We start from the raw sequence: 19928 nt of genomic DNA on the forward strand, positions 1-19928 counted from the left end.
TTGAGCAGTATTCATTATAACATGCTTGGTTAGAGAAGACAAGAAAGAGGCTGATAATCTACCAAGCTCTTATCAATCTATCACTTTCTAGCTTCATTTGCTTTCTTAGCGACTGCAATCTGGTATTTCACTTGGTCAAATCCTGTACCTCCCAAGGAATTTCGTCTTTGAACAGCAGTTTTAGGTTGTAAGTAGACATAGATATCCTCGGCAATGAGGGAATGATAGGTTTGTAATTCCTCCAAAGTCCAATCTTGAATATTTTTAGCAGACTTGATAGAGTCTAGCACTAATCTTCCCACAACCTCATGAGCTTCTCTAAACGGCAAACCTTTCCCTGCCAAATAATCTGCCAACTCAGTCGCATTTGAAAAGTCCTTCTCTGTAGATTCTTGCATTTTTTCCTTGTTTACCTGCAAGCTAGATAACATACCTGCCAACACATCAAGGGAATTTAAAATCGTTTCGACCGTGTCAAACATTCCTTCCTTATCCTCTTGCAAATCCTTATTATAAGCTAAAGGCAAGGACTTCATGACTGTCAACAGTCCAAACAGATTCCCATAAACTCTACCAGTCTTTCCTCGAATCAACTCAGCCATATCTGGATTTTTCTTTTGTGGCATAATAGAGGAACCTGTTGTAAATGTATCTGACAAGGTAATGAATTGGTACTCAAAGCTACACCAATTGATCATTTCTTCACAAAAACGGCTCATATGCATCATGAGTATACTGGCATTGGATAGAAATTCTAAGATAAAATCACGGTCACTAACCGCATCCAAAGAATTTGTATAAGGTTGCTTAAACTTCAACAAATCGCTAGACAATTGGCGATCAATGGGGAAAGTCGTCCCTGCCAAAGCTGCCGCACCTAGAGGGCATAGGTCTGTATGCTTCTGGTTAAATTCAAAACGTTCACTGTCTCTTTGAAACATATTGTAGTAAGCCATCAGGTGGTGGGCAAAACTAATAGGCTGGGCATGTTGCAGATGGGTATAGCCCGGCATGATCGTCTCCACATGATTTTCCGCCAAGTCTAATAAAACACCCTTGAGATGAGCCAGTTTATCTAGGACATGACCTAGTTGCTCCTTGAGATACAAGTGCATATCTGTCGCAACTTGGTCATTTCGAGAACGAGCCGTATGTAACTTCCCTGCAAGGGGACCAATTTTTTCTGTCAGTAACACTTCCATATTCATATGAATATCTTCGTTTGAAATATCAAAGTCAAGTTGACCTGCCTCTAGCTCTTCTAAAAGCTCTTTCAAGCCTGCTTGAATCTTTTCTGACTCCTCCAAACTCAAAATGCCTGTCTGGCCCAACATCTGAACGTGGGCTAAAGAACCAATCACATCAAATTTAGCTAATTTCTGGTCAAAAGATATACTCGCACCAAAGCGCTCTACCCAGTCTTCGACAGTACCTTCAAAGCGACCACCCCATAATTTTGTATTCTTAGCCATATCACATCCACCTCTCTATCCAATCGTCCTATTTGGCGCTTTTTTGAATCTCAGAATGAACCTTGGTTGGAAGTCCCCACAACTTAATAAAGCCAACAGCCGCATCTTGGTCAAAGGTATCCGCACTAGTATAAGTCGCCAAATTTTCATCGTAAAGAGAATTTGGTGATTTCCGAGCTACAACCTGAGCACTCCCTTTATAGAGTTTGACTTTTGCAGTCCCATTGACAACTTTTTGAGTTTCTTTAATATAAGCAATCAAGGCTTGCGTAGCTGGACTAAACCACAAAGCATTATAAATGAGATTTGATAATTCATTTTCTATAATTGGTTTAAAATGAGCCACTTCTCTCACAAGCGTCAAGTCCTCGATTTCCTTATGAGCTGTCAGTAAGGTCACTGCCCCTGGACATTCATAGATTTCTCTTGATTTAATCCCAACCAAACGATTTTCCACGTGGTCAATCCGGCCGACTCCATGTTTTCCAGCTATTTCATTGAGTTTTTGAATCAAATCTGCCAATTTTAACCCTTCTCCATTGAGGGAAACAGGGACACCTTCACTAAACTCAATATCAATGTACTCTGGCGTATCTGGAGCTTGCTCTGGAGAAGTTGTGATACCAAAGGCTTCTTCTGGAGCCTGATTCCATGGATTTTCCAAAATACCACACTCATTGGCACGTCCCCAAAGATTTTGGTCAACAGAGTAGGGATTGTCAAGGTCAGCAGGAACAGGCACCCCATTTTCCTTAGCATAGTGAATTTCTTCCTCACGAGACCATTTCCATTCACGAACTGGCGCAATCACTTTTAAATTGGGATCCAAGGCTGCAATCGATACTTCAAAACGCACTTGGTCATTCCCCTTACCTGTACAACCATGAGCAATTGTAGTCGCTCCTGTCTGATGCGCGATTTCAACCAATTTTTTAGAAATAAGAGGGCGGCTCAAGGCAGATACCAAGGGATACTTTTGTTCATAATAGGCATGTGACTGAAGAGCCACTAGCACATAATCTGTAGCAAATTCGTCCTTAACATCAATGACATAAGATTCGACTGCCCCAACCTTGAGAGCCTTATCATGGATGAAATCTAAGTCTTTCCCTTCACCCACATCCATACAAACTGCAACAACATCATAGTCTTTCTTCAGCCAGGTAATAGCAACTGATGTGTCCAAACCGCCAGAATAGGCCAAAATTACTTTTTCTTTACTCATGTTCTTTTCCTTCTTTCTATTTTTCAATGGACGCTTTAAATGCATCCTCAATGAGTTTGTCTAATTCCCCAGACTCCTTCAACTTTTGAATGGTTTTATCGACTGCCTCTTTCAATTCCTTGCTATCTTTTTTCATGGCGACCGCGTAGGAATCATCTTGCTCTTTTTCAAAATTGAGGTCTGCAATTGCTAAATCAGGATTATTTTCCACAAATCCCTTGGCAACAGGTTCTTCAAAGATAACGGCATCCACTTGCCCTGACTTTAAATCTGTAATTAAATTCCCATTTTTAGGCAGAGATACGAGGGAAGAATTTTGTAGCAAATCTTTCGCCATCGTCTCTTGAATCGAACCTTTCTGCGCTCCGACCTTTTTCTGCGCCAAGTCGTTGACAGACTGATAAGTGGCTAAATCAGATTTTTTGACAATGAGCTTATTTTTTGAAGTATAGTAGGGAATTGAAAAGTCAAACACCTTGCTCCGTTCATCTGTCTTAGAAACACCAGATATGGCAAGATCGGCTTTTCCTGATTGAACACTAGCCAGTACATTGTCAAAACTCATGGGAGATAGTTCCAATTCGACACCTAGTTCTGTTGCGATAGCCTTGGCTAATTCGATATCTGAACCCACAATCTGATTTTTCCCATCAACCACTTTTTGGTATTCAAATGGAGCAAAATCTGGATTGAGGGCTACAACCAATTTTCCTTTGGACTTGATGGCTTCAATTCCAGCCGATTGATTGTTACTACAAGCAAATAGTAGGGGGAGCATCACTAAACCAAACATCGTCATCAACACCTTCTTCATCTTATTCATAACAGAGCCTCCTTTATGTTTATTCTTTTTAGTTGTATAAATAATACTCCTATCCTCATCGTTTGTCAAGCCTAAATTGAAAAATTTTTCAATTTGAAACAAAAAAACCTAGAAATACTACATAAAAATGTCATTCCTAGGCGTATTTATGCTATTTCTCTCTGTGAAGCATGAGTATTCAGTCAGTCAAAAGGAGCTGAATGAACTCATTTCCCCTCGCCCAATTCAATGATCCGATGACATTGTTGGGCTACATAAGTATCGTGGGTCACAATAATAACTGTTTTCCCCTCGCGATTCATCTCTAAGAGAAACTTCAAGACCAAATCTCTATTTTCAGGATCCAGAGAACCTGTTGGTTCATCGGCTAAAATCAACTGGCTGGGTTTTAAGATGGCTCTAGCAACTGCAATTCGTTGTTGTTCGCCACCAGACAACTCGGAAACCTTTTGATGCAAAGTAGCTGGCAAACCTACTCTCTCTAAAATCTCTTCCACCTTTTTGAGCTTGTCTTTCTTAGAAAATTTCACATATTTCAGCGCCAGCATGAGATTGTACTCGACCGTTTCATCATCAATCAGGGCAAAATTTTGAAACAGATAAGAGATATGCTCACGGATTATTGTTTGCGACTTAGCAGAATTGACCGCTAGATTTGTCTGACCAAAAATCTCATACCGTCCGCTATAATCACCATCTATCAAACCTAATAAATTTAACAAGGTCGACTTACCACTGCCACTCTTGCCAACAATGGCAACCAAATCTCCCTGATCAATCCTGAGAGACAAGTGAGCCAAAATCACTTTTCCTCCAATGGTTTTGGTAATATTTTCTAACTCAATCATAAGATGCCCCCTTTCAATAATTCTACTAGACTTCTTTTCTCCATCCTAGAAGCCAAGACTAGCACAAATAGTATATCCAGACATGTAAAGCCTGCAAACAGCAGGAGTGGCAAGAGCGCATGGGCAAAGAAAATCAATACTAGAAGAGGGAGACTATAGCCCAACAAGAGCAAAACGAGGAGAGGGCGGTAGCGATCGACCAGTTTCCACCCCATAAATTTCTTGGTAATGATGTCCCTGCGCTTCAATAAGAAAGTTGTTACTAGTAAGAAGTAGGAAATCATCATGCTAAGGAGACCAAACAAAGCAAAGAGTATATTAAGATTTCGAACTGCATCTCGATAAGAATCTACTTTCTCTTGTTGAATGGCTTGAAGCGATGAAAATTTTAAATAATTCCCATCTGATAATTTCTCAACTAACTCCGTAATCACTTTTTGATTTTGTTCTGTATTTTCAACTTTCATCGGGTTGTTTAAACCTGTCGTTGACAAGCGAGTCTTTTCTTCCCACATCATGTCTTGATCATTTACCAGACTAATAATTGGATTGTGGAGATTTTCCTTTCGCTCATTATTATAAGGGAAGAATGACCAATCTCCTTCATAGTAGGCAATTTCTACATCCATATCTTCTATTGTTTGCTTTTGCTGATCTTCATACCTCAGAGAAAGATAGGCGATGGATTTTCCCAAGAACTGATTCTTACCTTCTTGTCCTTTATCACTGGCTGGCATTAAAATAACTTTTTTAGTGCTGTTATCTGGTAACTTGAATCCCTTGCTCTTTAGAAAATTGCTATTAGCATAGTAAACATCTACCTTATCAGGCAGTTGGTACTGCTGCACTTGTTCTGCTTTGATGACTGGTTTGATAGGAAGACTCGCACTTCGCACATAATTTACTTGTATTTTTGCTAGCAAATCTTGATAAAATTGGTAGAAATAATCTGTAGATTTCCCTGAACCTGCTAGCTCTTCTTGCCACAGGTTATCATTGAGTTGGAAGGTTTCTAAGGTCAAGTAATTCCCTTGGCTTACCCACTGTTGCTGATAAGCAAGTTCTTTGTTTTCTTGTTCTAGACTTCTGCCTACCCCAATCAGTAAGGCCGTCAGTAAAATAGTTGTCCCTATTTTCATCACATAATTGAAGATGAGACCAAGTTTGACAGATGAAAAACCTTTCAACATGGAACTAACTGTCATTTTCTGAATCATCAGGTAGGTCAGCCAACTGATGAACAAATACAACTGTAAAAGCAGAAATTGGGATAAGAGTAAACTTGGGAACAGAAGTTTTGGCCTGTAGTCCAGCACTAAAAATAGTCCCAAGTCAATGACAAGACTTCCACCCAAGAGAAGATAAAAATTAGTCTTTACAAAACAAGCTAAAATCGCTCCGCTTTGAAAACCAAGTAACTTTTGAACCCCCACTCGTTTCATCTCCATCATCGGCTGATAAACTGTTACTAACACAAGAAGTAAAATAGCCAAGACAAAAACAATGGCAGATAAAAGCAAATCTCGATTTATGACTTCCACTGCACTTTTATAGGTAGGCTCTAGCAAAGTAGCCTGGTCTATCTTGAAAAAATCGCTCCATTTCTGTACAATCCTATCCTTATCCATCTCTTGTGTAGAAGTTATCGTATAGCGACCATTTAAACTACGAGATGTATCCTTGATATAGGTTTGAAAAGTTATAAGCTGAATAGGCTTGACTTTTAGAAAGGTCGGTATCGTACCAAGTTTATTAGAAATTTCTTTATTACTGTAGACTCCTTCACCATCTGTGGTAAAATCAAGAGAAGAAATCCCAAACTCTTGGTAGGGGAAGGTATCTTTATCAAAAACACCAGACTTGATTACCTCATCACCACTGTCTGTTTTGATGATGGAGACTTTGTACTCCTTTGATACATCCTCAAAAAATCGAAGAACAGACGCTGCAGGTTCGTTAATATCTTTCAAATACAAATCCAAAGAATCTACAGTCTTTCCCATTTCCCGAATCCGAACCGCTTCACGTGTGTAGTTTACATTAAAAACAAAAAAAGTGGTACACAGCAACAGCAGAAACATACAAAGATGACTGATTTTTTTCATAGAGATACCTCCCGTGAAGAGACGAGGCTAGCTAAAACTAACTTCTAAATAAAACCACACTGTCATTCCAATCTTGAATACAATCAAGTTGAAAGAAACACTGTGTGGTTTTTGAATGTTTGAACGTTCGGAGATTTGTTTTTTAGGCAATTGTCTATCAGAATGTTCGATTATCTGTCAATAATCCTAGAAAATCTTGTCGTTTCAAGTCGGAGAAATGTTTGGTAGAAAGACTTCCTTTTTGAAGTCCATCATCTCTAACCTGTAAATAATAGCTATGTTGGCTTGTTTTAATTGTCAAAAAATCGCCAAATATAAAAACTCTTTTCCAGTTGCGAATCTCAAATTCTTTCATCTCTGATTTTGGAATGCGGATAAGTCCTTGCCGCAAATCGTGATGATGCTCATTTGTGAAAGTCATCCCATTTCCAAGATTTCTTATCAGTAGTTCATCTGGAGTTACCATCACCAGCGCTATTTTAGTTAAGAAAATTTCAACTGTTGGTGGTAAAATCGCTAGATTAAACCAAGGGTGTAAGTAGCGATAAGCTAAGAAATAGTTAGGTTCCTCACCCAATCCTAGTTGTTTATATAAGGTCTTGACCTCACTATCTAACCTCGCTTCAAAAGACACATCCGAATGCGCTTCTTCCTTCTTCTGATTAAAATAACGCATCCAGACTAGAAAACCTATAAAGACTATAATAAATATTCCTGATAAGAGATATTTTACATTGTAGTTCATCACTTAACCTCCTGATTCACGACTTAATCTAACCAAGATAGGGTAGGGATAACTTATATCATAGTATATTGAAATTAGAACAAGACGTATTGCTTTTTAGAGAATAGCTAAAAAGCAATACGAATATCTTAATTACGTTGTATCTTCCTAGTTCAATCTACTATAAAATACTTTTCCTACTATATCGAACTAAGTTCCCCAACAAGAGATAGCATTTAATGCTACTCCTGCTACAACAACAGCTACATTAAATTTAGCTAATTGAGATGGTTTTAATACAGATTTAGCAATACCTTTTATTATATTAACCGCTTCTCCATAATTTTGAGATACCAAAGCATTTGTTAATAGTTCTATCATATTTCTACCTTGCAGTGCATCCCATATAATTCCACCAAATGGTACGGAATTTATGACTACACAAGCCGCATATGCTCCTAAATCACGAGTCATACTTGGCAATACATAATTTTCAAAAATAAACTTCCCTTCTAAGCCAATATCTCCTGGTAGTTCTGCCCTTGCTTTTAGAGCATAGAAATCAGTTACAACGTATCTCTTTGTAGCCAAATCAACATGTCCAGCTTCCTCTAAATAGAATTTCAAGCTTTCAATCGCCTGTTCTGTCTGCTCTTGTTCGCTCAAGACAGCAGTTTGTCTTGTTGCTGTTTCAGACGCATAAATGCTATTTCCGACAGAGAAGAGCAATCCAAATATCATAATGAAAACCATACTTACTTTAATTAATTTATGAGTCATTTTACTTCTCCTATTTAAGCTTACAAAAAACAACTATCCTTCAATTTTTAATAAATAAAACAATAAACCTTATAGCTCATTGGACTCGCCTTCCTTCTATCTCATTTCATTTTAAACAACGAACGTACTCTTAACTGGGAGAATAGTACGCTCCTGTATCAATACCTTGAACAACTAGAGTAGTACTAATAAAACTTCGACTATTACTCAGTAGAATTAGCACAACAAGCAACAGAGATAGCGCTTTCAAATATTCGAATTTTAATTTTCCCATCTTGCCACCTTCTTTCACCTATATTATAAATCAACATATATAAACTGTCAAGTAATTAAAGTGAAAAATCATATATTTTTTAAAAAAAGAATTATGGTTATATTTTGTGTATGAAGAAGATGGTCAAAAACTCAGTTTCAGGATAAAATGAAGTAAATATCCCCATAATAAAACGCATAGTATCAGTTTTTTCAAAACCTGATATTATGCATTTTTTGCTTTTAAAGACTTTTTCCCCAGCCTCATACATTCTCTGACTACTTATCCATCAGATATTGTTCTACCTTGAGTGCCATAACTTCATTATTTTCAATTAGATAGAGCACCTTAGCTTTCATATAATAGTCCTTAGCAACAGAGATATCAAGATTTTCTGTTACATTTCCCAACAAACAATATAAATCTGCTAGTCTAAAGCTACTATGATACTTGTTACAAAATTCAATCATCTCCAATAATAGCGCTCTGGACTTGTCCATCTCCTCCTGTTTCCAAAGGTGGTAACAATAATTGTATTTTATTTTGATATACAACTCAATTTGTTCACGTACACTGGTATCGATTTTTGAAAGAGCTACGGAAACCTGTTCATATAGTTGCTCAAATTTCTCCTTATCCTCATCATAGCCTAAGAAAATCAGCAGGGTATTCAAAATATATAAGTAATCCACTTTATCAATACTAATCCTACTGAGGATATCCTCTATTTTTGAAATAGCTAGTTTTAATTGATGTTCACATTGATAAGTTAGAATGGCATCTATCCAGTCCAGATAAATCTTTTCATCAAAAGATAAAGAAGTCTGTTGCTTTCTCTCTCCCTCAAAAGCATATTTCAAAGAGGCATAATCTTGATTTTCCAATAATGTTTCAGACAATCTCTTGAAAGCAGACAAGCCTAGAAACTCTTTCGAAATTTCTCCTGAAAAGAAATAGTCCATATTTAAGCCCATTTTTTCAGATAATTTATATAACAAATCTGCTCCTGGCATATATTTTCCTTGTTCCATTCGACTTATCTGAGTTTGTTGGCAAATTCCTTCTGCCAATTCTTTTTGCGACCAGCCCAGCTCTTTTCGCTTATTTTTTAATCTTGTTGCTAATAATGCATGCATGCTAACCACCACTATTTATATTCTATAAAAACATTATACTACTTTTTTGAGAAGATTATGTCATATTGGCTACACAGTGTGAATAGGATTCTAAAAAGGAAAGAAAAAAGAGCCATCAAAGGCTCTTTTTCTATTTCTTAATACCAGCCGTTGTTAAGCCAGAAGTTTTTAGCGGCTGTCCATGAACCGTAACGTCCTGCAACATAGGCATCTGCTACACGTTCTTGGTTTTCAGCTGAGTAGTCACCGTTCAAGTATGAATCTGTCAATTGGTAACGTCCGATGTAACGTCCGTTTGTAGCTGTGTAGCTACCGCCTGATTCTTTTTGAGCAATCCATTCTTTAGCTTCTGCTTCAGATCCGCTTACAGTTGTAGCTGGTGCTGAAACTTCTGTTGAAGCAACTGTTTCTTCTGCTACTGCTTCGCTTGTTACTGGAGTTTCTTCCTCTACCTCTGTAGTTTCTGCCACTGTGGCTGAAACAGTTTCATCTTGGACAGCTGGTGCTGCATAAGTAGTTGGCGCTGGTGTTGCAGCAGGCGCTACAGGGCCATCGATAACCAACTCTTGACCAACATAAATCAAATGAATGTTGTCAATGTGGTTGTTTTCTGCCAATTTCTCAACAGTTGTGTTGTGAGTTTCAGCGATTTCTGAAAGTGTATCACCCTCTTTAACAGTGTAAGTTGATGATTCTTGAGCAGATACAAATGATGGAGCAAATACTGCAAACAAGGCAGCTACTCCTGCAAGAGTTGTTTTAATCTTTTTAGTTGTTGATTTCATATTTGAAAATTCTCCTTCTTTCTATAGTTCTATCATACCCTTTAAATATTACCGTTTCTTGACACTTTTATGTAGAAATATTACAAAATTATTTTTTATTTCTCCAAACAAGCTATTTTTTGTCATAAAAGTCGCTATTTTATGCTGTTTTTGGCATTAAAAAGGTTTTCATCCGCAATTAAAGTCAAGACCCTCATTCTTTGATATAATAGAGATAAGAATTTTTATAAGGGGAAACTGATGAAATCACTTCGTTTTCAATCTGTCTTTGATATCATCGGACCAGTTATGATTGGCCCATCTAGTAGTCATACCGCTGGTGCTGTGCGTATTGGGAAGATTGTCTCTTCCATTTTTGATGATACTCCGACAGAAGTCGAATTCCAACTTTTTAACTCATTTGCCAAGACCTATCGAGGTCACGGAACAGACCTAGCCCTTGTTGCAGGTATTTTGGGCATGGATACAGATGATCCTGAAATCCCAAACAGTCTGGAAATTGCACACAAGCGTGGCATCAAGATTGTCTGGACCATTCAGAAAGACAGCAATGCCCCTCACCCCAACACCACTAAAATTACCGTCAAAAATGCTCACAAGACCATCAGTGTGACGGGTATTTCAATCGGTGGAGGAAATATTCAGGTCACCGAACTCAATGGCTTTGCCGTCTCTCTCAATATGAATACACCGACTATCATCATTGTTCATCAAGATATTCCAGGTATGATTGCCCTCGTAACAGAGGCACTTTCCCGCTATGGTATCAATATCGCCCAGATGAATGTTACTCGTGAAAAAGCTGGTGAAAAAGCCATTATGATTATCGAAGTTGACAGTCGCAATTGTGATGAAGCCATCGAAGAAATTCGAAAAATCCCTCATCTCCACAATGTCAATTTCTTTAAATAGGAGGAAGCATGTTTTATTCTATCAAAGAATTGGTCGAGCAAGCAGATCTGGACTTTCAAGGAAATGTCGCAGAACTTATGATTACAACAGAGTTTGAATTGACAGGTCGCGAACGTGAAGAAGTCCTCCTTCTCATGGAACGCAATCTGGAAGTCATGAAAGCCTCTGTCCAACTCGGCCTCAATGAAAATAAATCTCGTAGTGGCCTGACAGGTGGAGATGCTGCCAAATTGGATCACTACATCAAAAACGGAAAAACTTTGTCAGATTACACGATTCTCTCTGCTGCCCGAAATGCTATCGCAGTCAATGAACACAATGCTAAAATGGGCTTGGTCTGTGCCACTCCGACCGCAGGAAGTGCTGGCTGTCTCCCTTCCGTTCTCACTGCTGCGATTGAAAAGTTAGACCTCAGCCACGAGCAACAGCTGGATTTCCTCTTTGCAGCGGGTGCCTTTGGACTAGTCATCGCAAACAATGCCTCTATCTCAGGTGCTGAGGGTGGGTGCCAAGCCGAAGTCGGCTCTGCCTCTGCTATGAGTGCTGCCGCCTTGACTCTAGCTGCGGGTGGAACACCCTACCAAGCCAGTCAAGCTATTGCCTTTGTCATTAAAAATATGCTAGGCCTCATCTGTGACCCTGTTGCAGGCTTGGTCGAAGTTCCCTGTGTCAAACGCAATGCCATGGGAGCTAGCTTTGCCTTCATCGCAGCAGATATGGCTTTGGCAGGTATCGAATCTAAAATCCCTGTGGATGAGGTTATCGATGCCATGTACCAAGTAGGAGCAAACATGCCAACTGCCTTTCGTGAAACAGCGGAAGGTGGACTCGCTGCCACCCCTACTGGTCGTCGCCTCCAAAAAGAAATTTTCGGAGAATAAGTTTATCAAATAGGAGAAACCATGACCTCTATCACAGCTATCTTTTTCGATCTGGATGGAACCCTCGTTGACAGTTCTATCGGGATTCACAATGCCTTTACCCATACCTTTAAGGAGCTGGGGGTGCCTAGTCCTGATGCCAAAACCATTCGTGGTTTTATGGGACCGCCCCTCGAAAGTAGTTTTGCGACCTGCCTGCCCAAAGAACAAATCTCTGAAGCTGTGCAGATATACCGTTCCTACTACAAGGAAAAAGGCATCTATGAAGCTCAACTCTTTCCTCAGATTGTAGACTTGCTTGAGGTGTTGTCTAGTAATTATCCACTCTACATCACCACGACAAAAAATACTCCAACCGCCCAAGACATGACTCAAAACTTGGGAATCTATCATTTCTTTGATGGCATTTATGGTTCTAGCCCTGAAGCACCCCATAAGGCAGATGTCATTCGCCAAGCCTTGCAAACACATCAACTAGCACCAGAACAAGCCATTATCATCGGAGATACCAAGTTTGATATGCTGGGAGCTCAAGAAACAGGCATTCAGAAATTAGCCGTCACTTGGGGATTTGGGGAGCAAGCAGATCTACTAGACTATCAACCTGATTATATCGCCCACAAACCCTTAGAGGTTTTGGAGTATTTTCAATAATATAGACTGGGCAAAACTCCATTTCAGAAGAAAATGAGGCAAGCTTCTACATAACAAAACGCATATTACCAAGGTTTCAAGTCCTGATAATATGCGTTTTTTGATTGTAAAGATTTTTTATTCAACGTGGGTTGTTTGATTGGCAAAGGCGATAATGGCTTGCTTCAACTCATCTCCACTGAGAGTTCTGAACTCTTCAATTTTTTGGTCGATTGCTTCTAAAGGCATGACATTAACCTTACCAACGAAAATCTTATCCATAACCTGGTTATCAACCAATTCGGTCGAAACCAAGAGTTCTTCGTAGAGTTTTTCGCCTGGACGGATTCCAACTTCATCGATTGGAATTTCGCTTTCGGTGTGTCCACTTAGAAGGACCATTTTCTTAGCCAAGTCATAAATCTTGACTGGTTTGCCCATATCAAGGATAAAGACTTCCCCATCTTTGGCATAAGCACCAGCATGGATAACCAAACGGCTAGCTTCTGGAATGGTCATAAAGTAACGGGTCATGCGGAAATCTGTCACCGTTACAGGCCCGCCTTCAGCAATCTGGCGTTCAAAGACTGGAATCACACTACCACGGCTACCAAGAACATTCCCAAAACGAACTGCACAGTAGGTTGATTGGCTACGTTGGTTAAAACCAGTGACAATCAACTCAGCCACGCGCTTGGTTGCTCCCATAACATTTGGTGGATTAACCGCCTTATCTGTCGAAATCATAACCATCTTAGGTACTTTGGCTTCATCAACAGCTCTAGCAACATTGTAGGTTCCGCGAATATTGTTTTTGAAGGCTTCTTTTGGATTGCGCTCCATCATAGGAACGTGCTTGTGGGCAGCCGCATGATAAACAATAGCTGGCTTGTACTGTTCAAAAACTTGCAACAAGCGGTCATAGTCTTGAATATCGGCAATAACTGGTACATAATCAATACCTTGGAACTTACGAATCAATTCATGATAAACAAGGTAGATTGAATTTTCCCCATGACCGAGCAAGACGATGCGTTCAGGATTGAAGCGACTAACTTGGCGACAGATTTCAGAACCGATTGAGCCTCCAGCGCCTGTAACCAAGATCGTTTTTCCAGTAAGTTCTGTACCCAGACGCGATTCGTCAAGACGAATTTCCTGGCGGCCCAAAAGGTCTGTGATATCAATCTTCTGGAATCCTCCACCTGCTTGGTGAAGGCCCTGAACAACAGTTTCAACCTTAGGCATCTTGTAACATTTGACACCCAGTTTATTACACATCTGCAAGATACGCTCATATTCTGACGGATTAAGCGACGGAATCGCAACGATCACACGCTCGATTTGGTGGCGTTTGGCTAATTCAGGCAGATTGTCATAAGAGCCCAAAACAGGGATACCACCAAGTTTTTGACCCTTTTTCTTTTCATCCTTATCCAAAATACCAACAAGTTCCAAATCACTGGTTGGGTGTTGGTAACTGTTCATAAAGAGGGCACCACCATCACCAGCACCAATCAAGAAAGTCCGACGATGTTCTCCATCACCACTACCTTTTTTGCGTTTAGAGTAGATTAGCTGCCAAGTAATCCGTGGCAATAAAATCAAGAAGGTACTCAACAAGATAAAGAGCACAATAAAACGGATGGAGAAGAGTGGCAAGAAGGCATAGCAGATACTATATGACAGGATACTGCTTGCAGTCACACCAAAAAAGATTTTCATGAAATCCGTAATCTTGCTGTAACGACTAATACTAGCGTTCAACCCCCAAAATGCAATCATCAATTGATAGAACAAGAAGGCCAAACTCGTATAGATAATGTAGTCAACAGGTGCTGGATTAATCAAGCCGTAGAATAAGATATAAGATACAATGATGGAAACCACCATACTCAAAATATCAAATATTCCCCAGAAAACCTGCTTTTGTTGTTTATTTAAAATTTCCACCAGATCAATCACATAATCTGTGAGTTTTTTATTCATAGAAATTTACTCCTCCTTAAAAGAGCGGGATAGTTATATTGTTATTATAACACTTTTTCTCTAGTTTACGCTTTGCTGCAATCTTTTACTTGCTTTTTCGTAACAGTTTCATAAAAATAAACTGTCTGATAAATCCTGGACAAAGGGCAACAACCATCTGAATCGCAACACTCTTGGCGTATTCCATGTAAGAAATTTGTCCTCTCTTCAGCATGCGCTGACGAGCCTGACGATAGAGTTTGAGGTAACGCAGTCCCCCACGACGCTCAAACATCCCTGCTCCGACACGAACCTGACACAAGACTTGATCGAGGTTGCCAGTCTTAGCTCCTGCAGCAATCATATTGAGCCAGAGGAGGTCATCCTCCATATAAAGGCCATCCTCATAGTTGCCTGCCTTGAGAACCATATCCTTCTTGAACATGACAGTCATGTGATTAAAGGCACTTCTCATCCTTTGATAAGCCACAATATCTGCATGTTGAGTCGGAACACGACGGTAAGAAACAATCTCATCAGGATTATCAATAAATTCTGCAATATGGCCACCTAATAGGTCGAGGTTGTCCTTCTCCATTAACTGAACTTGTTTCTCAAAACGATCTGGAACAGCTATATCATCCGTATCCATACGGGCAATAATATCGTACTGACACTGTAAAACACCGTATCGAAGAGCCAAACCCAAACCTTGATTCTGCTCAAGGGGATAGCGTTTCACTGGAATATCAGACTCAGCTTCAAGCTGGTCTAATACCTGATAGAGCTCAGGAGTCAAAGGCCCATCCTCTACGAGAACAAGCTCACTCGGTTTTAAGGTCTGGTTTTGAATACTTTTGATGGCATCTCTCAAAAATGTCGGATTTTCCTTGATATAGACCGACATCAAGACGCTGATTTTTTGCTTTTCAAGCACAGTTTTTCTCCAATATATAGATTTCCTTCCACTATTTTATCATAATTTTCAAGACTTTCCTATTTTTATCTTGAAAGCCAGAAACCTTACTTGACATTATAGGAAAAAAGCCTTAAAATAAGCTGTTATTAAAATCAGCTAGAAGAGGTATTATATGAAAAAGCAATCAATCTTTTTTGTTCCAGGGATTATCCTGATTGGTGTTTCCTTGCGGACTCCTTTTACTGTTTTACCCATTATTTTGGGAGATATTTCGCAAGGGCTAGGAGTAGAAGTTAGTTCACTTGGTGTCTTGACCAGCCTTCCTCTCCTCATGTTTACCCTCTTCTCACTCTTTTCTACCCGACTAGCTCAGAAAATTGGCTTGGAGCATCTCTTTACCTACAGCCTCTTCTTCTTAACCATTGGCTCTCTGATTCGACTAATCAATCTGCCCCTGCTCTATCTAGGAACCTTGATGGTTGGGGCAAGTATCGCAGTCATCAATGTTCTGCTTCCTAGTCTTATCCAAGCTAATCAACCAAAGAAAATTGGTTTTCTGACCACCTTATATGTAACCTCTATGGGGATTGCAACGGCTCTGGCTTCCTATCTGGCTGTACCTATTACACAAGCCAGTTCTTGGAAAGGACTTATCATCCTCCTCACCCTGCTCTGTCTAGCAACTTTTTTGGTCTGGCTCCCAAATCACCGCTATAATCACAGACTGGCTCCACAAGCCAAACAAAAAAGTCAAACAAAGGTTATGCGTAATAAACAGGTCTGGGCAGTTATTGTCTTTGCAGGTTTTCAATCCTTGCTCTTTTACACTGCTATGACTTGGTTACCTACCATGGCCATCCATGCAGGCCTATCCAGTCACGAAGCGGGCTTGCTTACCTCTATCTTCTCTCTGATTAGTATTCCTTTTTCAATGACCATCCCAAGCCTGACAACCAGCTTGTCTACTCGCAACCGTCAGCTCATGCTCACTCTGGTTTCACTAGCTGGCGTGGTCGGCATTTCCATGCTCTTTTTCCCAGTTAGCAATTTCTTTTACTGGCTTGCCAGCCATCTTCTCATCGGAACTGCAACCAGCGCCCTCTTCCCCTATCTCATGGTCAACTTTTCACTCAAGACAAGCGCCCCTGAAAAGACAGCCCAATTGTCTGGTTTATCTCAAACAGGAGGCTATATCCTAGCAGCCTTTGGGCCAACCCTCTTTGGTTACAGTTTTGACCTTTTCCACTCTTGGGTACCAGCTGTAGCTGCCCTCTTGCTCGTTGATATCCTGATGACTGTGGCCCTCTTTACAGTGGACAGAGCTGATAAAATTCTTTAATTATTCTAAAATACTTCTCAGATATAAATAATGCAAAGCCAGACTCTATTTGGCTTTTTTTAGTACTTATATCAACAAAAATCACCATCCATCTGTTAGCAGAAAGATAGTATCTTTGATATAATAAGATGTATATAAACTAATTGTCATACAAAAAATAAATTAGTTTCTAATATATCTACTATTTTAAGCGAGGTACGTAGAATGGATGAACAGAAATACATTTTGGAGGAAAGTTTAGCAGAGTTAGATAAGCTCTTTGACTTATCAGCAACGGGGATAGATAAGACTGCCTGTGAAGATTTAGCAGAAAAAGCAAGAATAATTTATGAACAATATCCTAAATCAGAAAACATTGCTTTGCTCTATGCTAGGATTTTGGTCAATTTATCAGTTGAACAAGTAAATGTGGAAGAGAGAGGGAATACTGCTAATTCAGTCAAACAAATTTTTGAGCAGTTCAATCAATCTGGAGACATCGCTTTACAATATGCTATAGCCTTAGTGAATTTGTCAGCTAAACAAGAAATTGTTGAGGAACTACTAAACACCGCTAATTCAATCAAACAAATTTTTGAGTTCTTCCAACATTCTGAAAACATTGCTTTACTTTATGCTATGGCTTTAGTGAATTTGTCAGCTAAACAAGAAATTGTTGAGGAACTACTAAACACCGCTAATTCAATCAAACAAATTTTTGAGCTCTTCCAGCATTCTGAAACCATTACATTACAATATGCTATAACTCTGGTCAGTCTGTCAGCTAAACAAGTAAATGTTGAGGAACTACTAAACACTGCCAATTCAGTCAAACAAATTTTTGAGCTCTTCCAGCATTCTGAAGCCATTACATTACAATATGCTATAACTCTGGTCAGTTTGTCAGCTAAACAAGTAAATGTTGAGGAATTACTAAACACTGCTAATTCAGTCAAACAAATTTTTGAACTCTTTCAGCATTCTGAAGACATTGCTTTACAATATACCATAGCTCTGGTCAATTTATCAACTAAACAAGTAAATGTTGAGGAATTACTAAACACTGCTAATTCAGTCAAACAAATTTTTGAACTCTTCCAGCATTCTGAAGACATTGCTTTACAATATACCATGGCTCTGGTCAATTTATCAACTAAACAAGTAAATGTTGAGGAATTACTAAACACTGCTAATTCAATCAAACAAATTTTTGAGCAGTTTAAACAGTCTGAAGGCATTGCTTTACGATATGCTAATGTTTTGTTCAATTTGTCGGTCGAACAAGTAAATATAAAAGAACTAGACCATACTACTAATTCAGTCAAACAAATTTTTGAGCAGTTTAAACAGTCTGAAGATATTGCTTTACAATATGCTAAGACTTTGGTAAATTTGTCGGCTGAACAGACTAAATCTAAAGAAATTGCTAAAACCACTCAGCAAATTCAAAATATATACAAAAAGTTCAATGAGTCTAAAGATATTGCTTTATATTATGGTATGGTTTTAGTCAATTTGTCAACTAAACAAATAAATGTAGAAGAGAGGAGAAATACCACTAATTCAATCAAACAAATTTTTGAACTCTTCCAGCATTCTGAAGACATTGCTTTACGATATGCTATGGTTTTATTTAATCTAGCAAAACTTCAAAATGAAAGAGATGAAGTAGGCAATACAGTTAAACAAATATTAGCTATCTTAACAAATCTCTCTAGTGTTAAAATATTTGAAATTGTAGTAAAAATATTTGAAAATAATCCTGATACCCCATTAGATACAAATGATATTCCATTCACTAGTCTCACAAAAATTTTAGATAAACTATGTTTTTATTCCAATGATAGTTTTGACAGAAAATTATTAATTCGGGCTTTAAATCTTGACCTTGTTATAAATACAAAATACGATATTTTAAAGGATTGGATAAAACACTATAAAGATGATGAGAATAAGCTCAATCAGTTAATAGATATCTATAGAGCCGTCCAAGAAATCAAATATCAACTTGGCTTGAAAGTAAAAGATAAAAATTTGAATCTTAAATTTGGTCATTATACCAAAGGAGAAACTCTCCAAATTTTATTAGATCAAGATACAGAAAATACAGATAATACAAAATTCTCCGTATCTGGAAAAACTCGCTTGTATAATGCCAATTATATGAACGACCCTGAGGAAGGGTTAGTTATCGAAGAAATGTTGAAACCTAGCAAAGATGAGGAGATAACATCCTACTTCGAAAAGCGAAACATTTTAGATCCTAGTCCATGGTTTTTAATGAGCTTCACCAGTAAAATAGATGACTTGACTATGTGGTCCCAATACGGAGATGATGCTCAGGGTGTTTGTCTTGTACTTCGGGAAGATGATTTTTCAAGATTTACATCTTTCAATGATCTTTCATGGCGTAAAGAAGCTATTCCCCTAGAGACTATGAATCAAATGGATTCCACCATATCGTACCTAGATAGTGATTTAAAAATCTCAGCAAACGAAACCAAGAAAAAGGAGCAAACTTTTTCTGCTAGGATTGAAGAAATACAGCACCAACCTGAAAAAAAAGATACGGTAGCTAAAGGGAATATTGATTATCTCTATAGAATAGCCTATGTTAAAAATACAGGTGAAAACTTTGAACTAGAAAAAACAGAACTCTTTGATGGCAATGAAATCACAAAATTAAAAGAGTCTGTAAATAATTTAAAACAAAAACTGTATGAGAGAGTGAATGATAATGATGATTTTTATAAAGAAGCTATCTCCAGTTGTATCGAAGAAATTCGTTACTTGTTTAAATCTGTCGATTACAAATATGAGAATGAACTGCGTATCTTACGCTATGCTAATCTAGACCCAAGTAATGATAAAATTAAAATTGATAAAACCTCTGGGATAGGCAGACTTTATGTAGAACGTGAAAATTCAATCCAAATCGATGAAGTCATTTTCGGTCCTAAGTTTCCAAATCCTGAATACGTTACTCCTTTATTGAAACTTTTGGATAAGGAAATTAACTATAAGAAATCTACGATAAAATTTAGATAAAGGCTGATAAAATCCTCTAAACTTCTAGTTTTGCCTAGAAGTTTTTTATATATAAAAATTTTACACATTTCGCTTGACAGGGCTTTCTTTTAGATGTA

General features: G+C 38.5%; 16 protein-coding genes. 5 read left to right on the forward strand and 11 right to left on the reverse strand.

What is annotated here, in order from left to right; genetic code table 11:
- Window positions 1-80: 80 nt before the first annotated feature.
- The 9 genes from argH to GEZ84_RS02005 all read right to left on the reverse strand — a co-directional run bounded on the left by argH (window position 81) and on the right by GEZ84_RS02005 (window position 10151).
- Window positions 81-1472, reverse strand: a complete 1392-nt coding sequence (gene argH, locus GEZ84_RS01965) for an argininosuccinate lyase (RefSeq protein ID WP_153223174.1) — start codon at window positions 1470-1472, stop codon at window positions 81-83.
- A 28-nt stretch (window positions 1473-1500) separates the two neighbouring features.
- The gene (locus tag GEZ84_RS01970) at window positions 1501-2697 is read right to left on the reverse strand and encodes an argininosuccinate synthase (protein ID WP_153223176.1); all 1197 of its coding nucleotides are present in this window, start codon (window positions 2695-2697) and stop codon (window positions 1501-1503) included.
- Between the two features lie 16 nt (window positions 2698-2713).
- Window positions 2714-3520 (reverse strand): ABC transporter substrate-binding protein, encoded by an 807-nt coding sequence (locus GEZ84_RS01975; RefSeq protein ID WP_001038472.1) that lies wholly within the window; start codon window positions 3518-3520, stop codon window positions 2714-2716.
- A 206-nt stretch (window positions 3521-3726) separates the two neighbouring features.
- The gene (locus tag GEZ84_RS01980) at window positions 3727-4368 is read right to left on the reverse strand and encodes an ABC transporter ATP-binding protein (protein ID WP_153223178.1); all 642 of its coding nucleotides are present in this window, start codon (window positions 4366-4368) and stop codon (window positions 3727-3729) included.
- Window positions 4365-6473 carry a bacteriocin-associated integral membrane family protein gene (locus GEZ84_RS01985; RefSeq protein WP_153223180.1) on the reverse strand — a complete coding sequence of 703 codons (2109 nt, stop codon included), beginning with the start codon at window positions 6471-6473 and terminating at the stop codon, window positions 4365-4367. Before GEZ84_RS01985 ends, GEZ84_RS01980 begins: the two co-directional genes overlap by 4 nt.
- Window positions 6474-6630: 157 nt before the next feature.
- Entirely contained in the window at window positions 6631-7218 is a 588-nt protein-coding gene (locus GEZ84_RS01990) for a hypothetical protein (protein ID WP_153223181.1), read from the reverse strand.
- A gap of 189 nt (window positions 7219-7407) precedes the next feature.
- Window positions 7408-7977, reverse strand: coding sequence for a streptococcin A-M57 (locus GEZ84_RS01995; RefSeq protein ID WP_153223183.1), 570 nt, complete (start codon window positions 7975-7977; stop codon window positions 7408-7410).
- Between the two features lie 531 nt (window positions 7978-8508).
- Window positions 8509-9366, reverse strand: coding sequence for a helix-turn-helix domain-containing protein (locus GEZ84_RS02000; RefSeq protein WP_153223185.1), 858 nt, complete (start codon window positions 9364-9366; stop codon window positions 8509-8511).
- A gap of 137 nt (window positions 9367-9503) precedes the next feature.
- Entirely contained in the window at window positions 9504-10151 is a 648-nt protein-coding gene (locus GEZ84_RS02005; protein ID WP_153223188.1) for a LysM peptidoglycan-binding domain-containing protein, read from the reverse strand.
- Window positions 10152-10391: 240 nt separating this feature from the next.
- On the opposite strand from GEZ84_RS02005, the gene sdaAB reads away from it, so the two are divergent.
- From sdaAB to GEZ84_RS02020, 3 genes are read left to right on the forward strand one after another with little or no spacing between them, the layout of a single operon-like run.
- Complete coding sequence (gene sdaAB / locus GEZ84_RS02010) at window positions 10392-11063, forward strand: L-serine ammonia-lyase, iron-sulfur-dependent subunit beta (RefSeq protein ID WP_000838912.1); 672 nt, start codon at window positions 10392-10394, stop codon at window positions 11061-11063.
- Between the two features lie 8 nt (window positions 11064-11071).
- The gene (gene sdaAA / locus GEZ84_RS02015; RefSeq protein WP_153223190.1) at window positions 11072-11944 is read left to right on the forward strand and encodes an L-serine ammonia-lyase, iron-sulfur-dependent, subunit alpha; all 873 of its coding nucleotides are present in this window, start codon (window positions 11072-11074) and stop codon (window positions 11942-11944) included.
- A 21-nt stretch (window positions 11945-11965) separates the two neighbouring features.
- Window positions 11966-12598: an HAD family hydrolase gene (locus tag GEZ84_RS02020; protein ID WP_153223192.1), complete on the forward strand. Its 633-nt coding sequence runs from the start codon at window positions 11966-11968 to the stop codon at window positions 12596-12598.
- 117 nt (window positions 12599-12715) lie between these two features.
- Here GEZ84_RS02020 and GEZ84_RS02025 read toward each other — a convergent pair whose 3' ends face one another.
- Together GEZ84_RS02025 and GEZ84_RS02030 are read right to left on the reverse strand one after the other, a co-directional pair.
- The gene (locus tag GEZ84_RS02025) at window positions 12716-14566 is read right to left on the reverse strand and encodes a polysaccharide biosynthesis protein (protein WP_153223194.1); all 1851 of its coding nucleotides are present in this window, start codon (window positions 14564-14566) and stop codon (window positions 12716-12718) included.
- An 85-nt stretch (window positions 14567-14651) separates the two neighbouring features.
- Entirely contained in the window at window positions 14652-15482 is an 831-nt protein-coding gene (locus tag GEZ84_RS02030) for a glycosyltransferase (RefSeq protein WP_319946404.1), read from the reverse strand.
- Between the two features lie 154 nt (window positions 15483-15636).
- Here GEZ84_RS02030 and GEZ84_RS02035 point away from each other — a divergent pair, with 154 nt between their 5' ends.
- Both GEZ84_RS02035 and GEZ84_RS02040 read left to right on the forward strand, forming a co-directional pair.
- Window positions 15637-16803 carry a CynX/NimT family MFS transporter gene (locus GEZ84_RS02035; protein ID WP_153223196.1) on the forward strand — a complete coding sequence of 389 codons (1167 nt, stop codon included), beginning with the start codon at window positions 15637-15639 and terminating at the stop codon, window positions 16801-16803.
- A gap of 204 nt (window positions 16804-17007) precedes the next feature.
- On the forward strand, window positions 17008-19830 hold the full coding sequence (locus tag GEZ84_RS02040; protein ID WP_153223198.1) for a DUF2971 domain-containing protein: 2823 nt from the start codon (window positions 17008-17010) through the stop codon (window positions 19828-19830).
- Window positions 19831-19928: the final 98 nt, after the last annotated feature.

Source organism: Streptococcus mitis, assembly GCF_009496155.1.
GTDB classification, from domain to species: Bacteria; Bacillota; Bacilli; order Lactobacillales; family Streptococcaceae; genus Streptococcus; species Streptococcus mitis_BQ.

What these genes read in the sequence shown, in the direction of transcription:
- GEZ84_RS02025 (WP_153223194.1), bottom strand. Translation starts at nt 14,566, where the DNA reads ATGAATAAAAAACTCACAGATTATGTGATTGATCTGGTGGAAATTTTA.
- GEZ84_RS01985 (WP_153223180.1), bottom strand. Translation starts at nt 6,473, where the DNA reads ATGAAAAAAATCAGTCATCTTTGTATGTTTCTGCTGTTGCTGTGTACC.
- sdaAB (WP_000838912.1), top strand. Translation starts at nt 10,392, where the DNA reads ATGAAATCACTTCGTTTTCAATCTGTCTTTGATATCATCGGACCAGTT.
- GEZ84_RS02000 (WP_153223185.1), bottom strand. Translation starts at nt 9,366, where the DNA reads ATGCATGCATTATTAGCAACAAGATTAAAAAATAAGCGAAAAGAGCTG.
- GEZ84_RS01970 (WP_153223176.1), bottom strand. Translation starts at nt 2,697, where the DNA reads ATGAGTAAAGAAAAAGTAATTTTGGCCTATTCTGGCGGTTTGGACACA.
- GEZ84_RS01995 (WP_153223183.1), bottom strand. Translation starts at nt 7,977, where the DNA reads ATGACTCATAAATTAATTAAAGTAAGTATGGTTTTCATTATGATATTT.
- GEZ84_RS01990 (WP_153223181.1), bottom strand. Translation starts at nt 7,218, where the DNA reads ATGAACTACAATGTAAAATATCTCTTATCAGGAATATTTATTATAGTC.
- GEZ84_RS02020 (WP_153223192.1), top strand. Translation starts at nt 11,966, where the DNA reads ATGACCTCTATCACAGCTATCTTTTTCGATCTGGATGGAACCCTCGTT.
- sdaAA (WP_153223190.1), top strand. Translation starts at nt 11,072, where the DNA reads ATGTTTTATTCTATCAAAGAATTGGTCGAGCAAGCAGATCTGGACTTT.
- GEZ84_RS01975 (WP_001038472.1), bottom strand. Translation starts at nt 3,520, where the DNA reads ATGAATAAGATGAAGAAGGTGTTGATGACGATGTTTGGTTTAGTGATG.
- argH (WP_153223174.1), bottom strand. Translation starts at nt 1,472, where the DNA reads ATGGCTAAGAATACAAAATTATGGGGTGGTCGCTTTGAAGGTACTGTC.
- GEZ84_RS02040 (WP_153223198.1), top strand. Translation starts at nt 17,008, where the DNA reads ATGGATGAACAGAAATACATTTTGGAGGAAAGTTTAGCAGAGTTAGAT.
- GEZ84_RS02035 (WP_153223196.1), top strand. Translation starts at nt 15,637, where the DNA reads ATGAAAAAGCAATCAATCTTTTTTGTTCCAGGGATTATCCTGATTGGT.
- GEZ84_RS02005 (WP_153223188.1), bottom strand. Translation starts at nt 10,151, where the DNA reads ATGAAATCAACAACTAAAAAGATTAAAACAACTCTTGCAGGAGTAGCT.
- GEZ84_RS01980 (WP_153223178.1), bottom strand. Translation starts at nt 4,368, where the DNA reads ATGATTGAGTTAGAAAATATTACCAAAACCATTGGAGGAAAAGTGATT.